At 62.6% G+C, this 4482-nt stretch carries 7 protein-coding genes; 6 read left to right on the forward strand and 1 reads right to left on the reverse strand.

The genetic code is table 11. The features are described 5' to 3' along the window. Positions 1-174: 174 nt before the first annotated feature. From VB737_RS05585 to VB737_RS05600, 4 genes are read left to right on the forward strand one after another with little or no spacing between them, the layout of a single operon-like run. Positions 175-723 (forward strand): ATP-binding protein, encoded by a 549-nt coding sequence (locus VB737_RS05585; protein WP_500311843.1) that lies wholly within the window; start codon positions 175-177, stop codon positions 721-723. Beyond that, complete coding sequence (locus tag VB737_RS05590; protein ID WP_500311844.1) at positions 720-881, forward strand: hypothetical protein; 162 nt, start codon at positions 720-722, stop codon at positions 879-881. The genes VB737_RS05585 and VB737_RS05590 overlap by 4 nt, the downstream gene beginning before the upstream one ends. Before the next feature lie 15 nt (positions 882-896). Then, the gene (locus VB737_RS05595; RefSeq protein ID WP_500311845.1) at positions 897-2033 is read left to right on the forward strand and encodes a M14 family metallopeptidase; all 1137 of its coding nucleotides are present in this window, start codon (positions 897-899) and stop codon (positions 2031-2033) included. Positions 2034-2090: 57 nt separating this feature from the next. Next, positions 2091-2333: a ribbon-helix-helix protein, CopG family gene (locus VB737_RS05600; RefSeq protein ID WP_500311846.1), complete on the forward strand. Its 243-nt coding sequence runs from the start codon at positions 2091-2093 to the stop codon at positions 2331-2333. Between the two features lie 165 nt (positions 2334-2498). On the opposite strand, the gene VB737_RS05605 is transcribed toward VB737_RS05600, so the two are convergent. After that, positions 2499-2708 carry a hypothetical protein gene (locus VB737_RS05605; protein WP_500311850.1) on the reverse strand — a complete coding sequence of 70 codons (210 nt, stop codon included), beginning with the start codon at positions 2706-2708 and terminating at the stop codon, positions 2499-2501. A 243-nt stretch (positions 2709-2951) separates the two neighbouring features. Between VB737_RS05605 and VB737_RS05610 the strand changes: the two genes are divergently transcribed. Next, positions 2952-3986 carry an STAS-like domain-containing protein gene (locus tag VB737_RS05610; RefSeq protein ID WP_500311847.1) on the forward strand — a complete coding sequence of 345 codons (1035 nt, stop codon included), beginning with the start codon at positions 2952-2954 and terminating at the stop codon, positions 3984-3986. Between the two features lie 175 nt (positions 3987-4161). Beyond that, on the forward strand, positions 4162-4422 hold the full coding sequence (locus VB737_RS05615) for an AlbA family DNA-binding domain-containing protein (protein WP_500311848.1): 261 nt from the start codon (positions 4162-4164) through the stop codon (positions 4420-4422). The last annotated feature ends 60 nt before the right edge of the window (positions 4423-4482 follow it).

Below are 4482 nucleotides of genomic sequence, written 5' to 3' on the forward strand. Positions count from 1 at the left end.
ATCCCAATGGACTGATGAGCAAGACCAACCGGCGCCGGCTACGGCGTCAACAAGCCGGGGCTACAGCCTCACAGGGTGGGCCAGATTTCATGTCGCCGGAGGACCAATTCCGGATGTCGCTTGACAATCGGTGCGGTACGCCGCACCGACCGCTGGAGTCTGCCGCCCGAGGCCGTGCGCGAGGCCCTGATCAATGCGGTGGTCCACACCGACTATTCCCAGCGGGGCGCACCGATCCGGCTGTCGATCTTCGATGATCGGCTGGAGATCGAAAATCCCGGCCTGTTGCCCTTTGGGCTCACCGTGGAGGATCTGCCCCATGGTGTGTCCAGGCTGCGCAACCGCGTGATCGGCCGCGTCTTCCAGGCGCTGGGGCTGATCGAGCAATGGGGCAGCGGCATCCAGCGGATGACGGCAGTCTGTCGAGAAGCGGGCCTGCCGCCACCGATCTTCGAGGAGATCGCCACTCGTTTTCGCGTCACCATTCCCACCGTCCCCGTGGGCCCAACGGTGGTCGACGCCACTGAGGAGGTGATCCTCGCCAGCCTTAGGGAAGGCCAGGGGTTGGCCACCCGTGAAATCGCGGCCATCATCGGGCTGTCGGCCCGGGCAACGCGCACGCGGCTGGCCCGTCTGATCGATCGCGGGCTGGTGCGCGAGATCGGCACCAGCGCCAAGGATCCGCAGCGTAAATACTTCTTGGCCGAGGGTGGTCCCCCATGAACCTGACGCCCGAGCAGAAGGCCCGCGTCGACATCGACGCGGCTCTCGTGGCCGCGGGCTGGACCCTGCAGAACCGCGACGCCATCAACCTGGCCGCCGGGCCTGGTGTGGCCGTGCGCGAGGCCAAAATGGCCAGTGGACCTGGCTTCGCGGACTAGCTGCCTTTCGTGTACATGTGCACGGGCGTGGAGACCCGCTTCATCAACGGCCCCACACCCTCCCCCATGGCCACCAGCGACTTCTTCCGCCCCGATTACCGCTCGGCCCGTGGGGCGTTCCTGGCCGCCGCCGTTGGCGCCGGCGCCCGGCTCAGCAGCCATGTCCTGCCCGATCACCGCGGCCCGGCCGGCGAGCCGCTCGCCATCGATGCGGCGGCCCTGGGTCCTGCCGAGCCCGAGTCCCTGCTGCTGCTGATCTCCGGCACCCACGGCGTGGAGGGCCTGGCCGGATCCGGTTGCCAGGTGGGCGTTCTGCTGGATGAACTCGACGGCGCACTGCCGGCCGGAGGCGGGGCGCTGCTGATCCATGCCCTCAACCCCCATGGCTTCGCCTGGCTGCGCCGCGGCAACGAACACAACATTGATCTCAACCGCAACGGCCTCGACTTCCGCGGCCCCCTGCCCGAGAACCCGGCCTACGACGCCCTCCACGACGCCCTGCTGCCCGGCGACTGGGACGGGCCCGAGCGGCAACGGGCCGACAACCTGCTTGAGGCCTTCATCACTGGGCACGGGATGGCCGCCTACCAGGCGGCGCTGCAGCGCGGCCAGTACACCCATCCCACCGGCCTCTTCTACGGCGGCAGCCGCCCCAGCTGGTCGCTGTCCACCCTGGAGAAGATCCTCACCGAGCACCTGGGCCCGGGCTGCCGCCGCCTGGCGGTGATCGACCTCCACACCGGCCTGGGCCCCTGGGGCTACGGGGAGCTGATCGGCAGCGGCAGCAGCGACGACGACTGGGAACGGCTGCAACGCTGGTATGGCCCGGAGGTCACCCGGCCCGGCCGGGGCCCCTCCAGCTCGTCGGTGGTGTCGGGCTCGGTGCCGGTGTTTTTGCGCCGAATGCTCCCTGCGGTGGAGCTCAGCTACCTGGCCCTGGAGTTCGGCACCCGCCCGATCGCTGACGTGCTGGCCGCCCTGCGCGCCGATGCCTGGCTGCACGCCGTGCCCGATCGCCCCACCCCCCACCGCGAAGCGATCCGCCGCCAGGTGCGCGACGCCTTCCTGATCGACAGCCCCGCCTGGCGGGCCGCTGTGTACGGCCGCTGTGCCGATGTGGTGCTGCGGGCTTGTCGGGGGTTGGGAGGTTGAGACCTAATCCCGCTTGGCAGCCTGCAGGATGGGGATGCCGACGTCGGGGCGCTTGCCATGGCCGTGATCTCACTCAAGTTGAGCGAGGCCCTTGATGCCCAGCTCACAGAGCAGGCCCAACGCCGCCGTCTCAGCAAGTCCGAATTGGTTCGACAGGCGTTGACGGCGTTTCTCCAATCCCCAGAGCAGGGCGTGGATGACGCAGCACCACCCTCCGCGGCTGATCTGTTGGCCGATCTCGTGGGCTGTTGCGAAGACGGGCCGGCTGATCTGTCATCCAACCCTGGGTTCCTTTCTTAAGCGCTATGAGAATGTGCCCGCTTCTCTGGCCCATGCCGCATTGATCCGCCTGGCGGAAATCAATGACGTGCCGTTGCTTCTCACAGCGGATCGTGATTTCCAGATCTATGGCAGATGTTGGATGTGCTGCCGCCGCGGTGAGGCCGATGCCGGCGTGCCGGCCCCTCAGACGCGCTCCAGCACCTTGTGGCTGGCGGAGACCCAGGCGCCGGTGGCGTCGTAGCGGCGGATCAGGCGCTCCATCTGGCACGGGGCCCGCAGCCAGCCGCCCACCAGCTTGAAGGCCGCCCGGTGGCTCACCTGCTCCGGCAGGTGCACGAAGCCGCCATCGGGCAGCAGCTGCAGCGCCGCCAGCTCCGCGGGCCCCAGCTCCAGCGACGTGCAGCTGCTCGGCGTTGGCGGGCGCGGCTTCGGCGGCGTCGCTGTCGGCCCAGAACTCGCGAATCAGCACCAGCTGATCGAAGCGGCCGTCGGGGGTGTACAGCTGGATGATCCGGTGGCGCCGGTCGGCCGCGATGAAGCCGAACTCACCGCCGAAGACAGTGTTAGCGAGATCGCAGGGTTGACATAGGGCGAGCCGAGGTTGACAATAGGAGTTGAGCTGGTTGACAAAGGTTCGTGTCGAAAATCCGCGGCCGCGGGGAAGCGGTAAGAAACTTCATCCTTGCCAACGTAAAGGAGCACCCAAGTGACATCGTAAAGATTGCGATGGCAAAGTTTGAATGCTCTCGCCAAGCCATCCATAAGCACATTCAGCATTTAATTGAGGAGGGTGCAGTTACGGAAACTGGAACCACTCGTAACAAGCGCTATGCACTTGCGCCACTTGTAGAATGTGACTTGAGCTTTGAAATAGACCCACAGTTAGCTGAGGATATCGTCTGGGATAGGGAAGTTGCTCCCAAGCTTGGGCTTATGGCTGAAAATGTGAAATCAATCTGGTATTACGGCTTCACCGAGATTTTTAACAACGCCATCGACCATTCCAGCGGCACACATATTAGTGTGCATATCTCAAAGACCGCTGCCGAAACAGAAATCGCAATTCTCGATAACGGCGTTGGAATCTTTAAGAAGATTCAGCACGCTCTAGGGCTTCTCGACGAGCGACATGCCGTTCTTGAGCTTGCCAAGGGAAAGCTGACAACAGATCCATCGCGCCACTCGGGAGAAGGAATCTTTTTTAGCTCTAGAATGTTTGATGATTTTGCAATTCTATCAGGGGAAGTCATCTTCTCGCATCATTTTGGAAAGAAAGAAGACTGGATCTTTCAGGCAAAGCAAGGCGGTGCAGGAACATTCGTAACAATGAAGCTGAATAACCACACGTCGCGAACCACCAAAAAGGTGTTTGACCGTTTCTCGACTGGCGAAGACTACGGATTTACAAAGACAGTTGTTCCAGTGGAGTTGGCTCAGTACGGCGATAACAATCTTGTCTCAAGATCTCAAGCCAAAAGGTTGCTTGCTCGAATTGATAAATTTAAAGTCGTGGTATTGGATTTTGAAGGAGTTAGGTCTATCGGTCAGGCATTCGCTGACGAGATCTTCCGAGTTTTTCCCCTTGCCCATCCCAATATTGCCTTGCAACATCTTAACGCCAATAAAGAAGTGATGAAGATGATTCTACGTGCATTGCATCATGATGAATAGAACATGGCTAACAAGCCCCTCGAGTGGACAGGCCGCCAACGATTTCCTTCCTGCGCTCTACACTTCTAGCCTGCCACTAAGGGACAGCGTTGGGCTTACCACCCGTGCCCCGCACTCAGTAAGTAGCTCGGATCCATGACAAGGCTGGCTGCTTCCGAGTACACTTCTGAGCAGGATGGATCTGCTCGACCTGCTCAAGCGCCCTGAGGGCAAGACGTTGGAGTTCAAGCGTGATCTTTCCTCGCCGGATGGGGCGTTGAAAACGATCGTGGCCTTCGCCAACACGGCCGGCGGCGCGCTGCTGATCGGGGTGGAGGATCGCAGCCGCAACGTGCGCGGCGTGGCTGACCCGTTGGATGAGGAGGAGCGGCTCGCCAACCTGATCACCGACCGGATCATCCCTCGGCTGGTGCCGGAGATCGAGATCCTGCCTTAGCGGCAGACGCAGGTGCTGGCCCTGCAGGTGTACCCCAGCCCGAGCCGCCCCCATCACCTG

Origin of the sequence: Synechococcus sp. BA-120 BA3 (assembly GCF_034931285.1) — a bacterium.
Taxonomy (GTDB): Bacteria; Cyanobacteriota; Cyanobacteriia; order PCC-6307; family Cyanobiaceae; genus Cyanobium.

Bases quoted from the DNA above. Each gene is read 5' to 3' on its own strand.
- VB737_RS05590 (WP_500311844.1), top strand. From the start codon at position 720: ATGAACCTGACGCCCGAGCAGAAGGCCCGCGTCGACATCGACGCGGCT.
- VB737_RS05595 (WP_500311845.1), top strand. From the start codon at position 897: ATGTGCACGGGCGTGGAGACCCGCTTCATCAACGGCCCCACACCCTCC.
- VB737_RS05600 (WP_500311846.1), top strand. From the start codon at position 2,091: ATGGCCGTGATCTCACTCAAGTTGAGCGAGGCCCTTGATGCCCAGCTC.
- VB737_RS05615 (WP_500311848.1), top strand. From the start codon at position 4,162: ATGGATCTGCTCGACCTGCTCAAGCGCCCTGAGGGCAAGACGTTGGAG.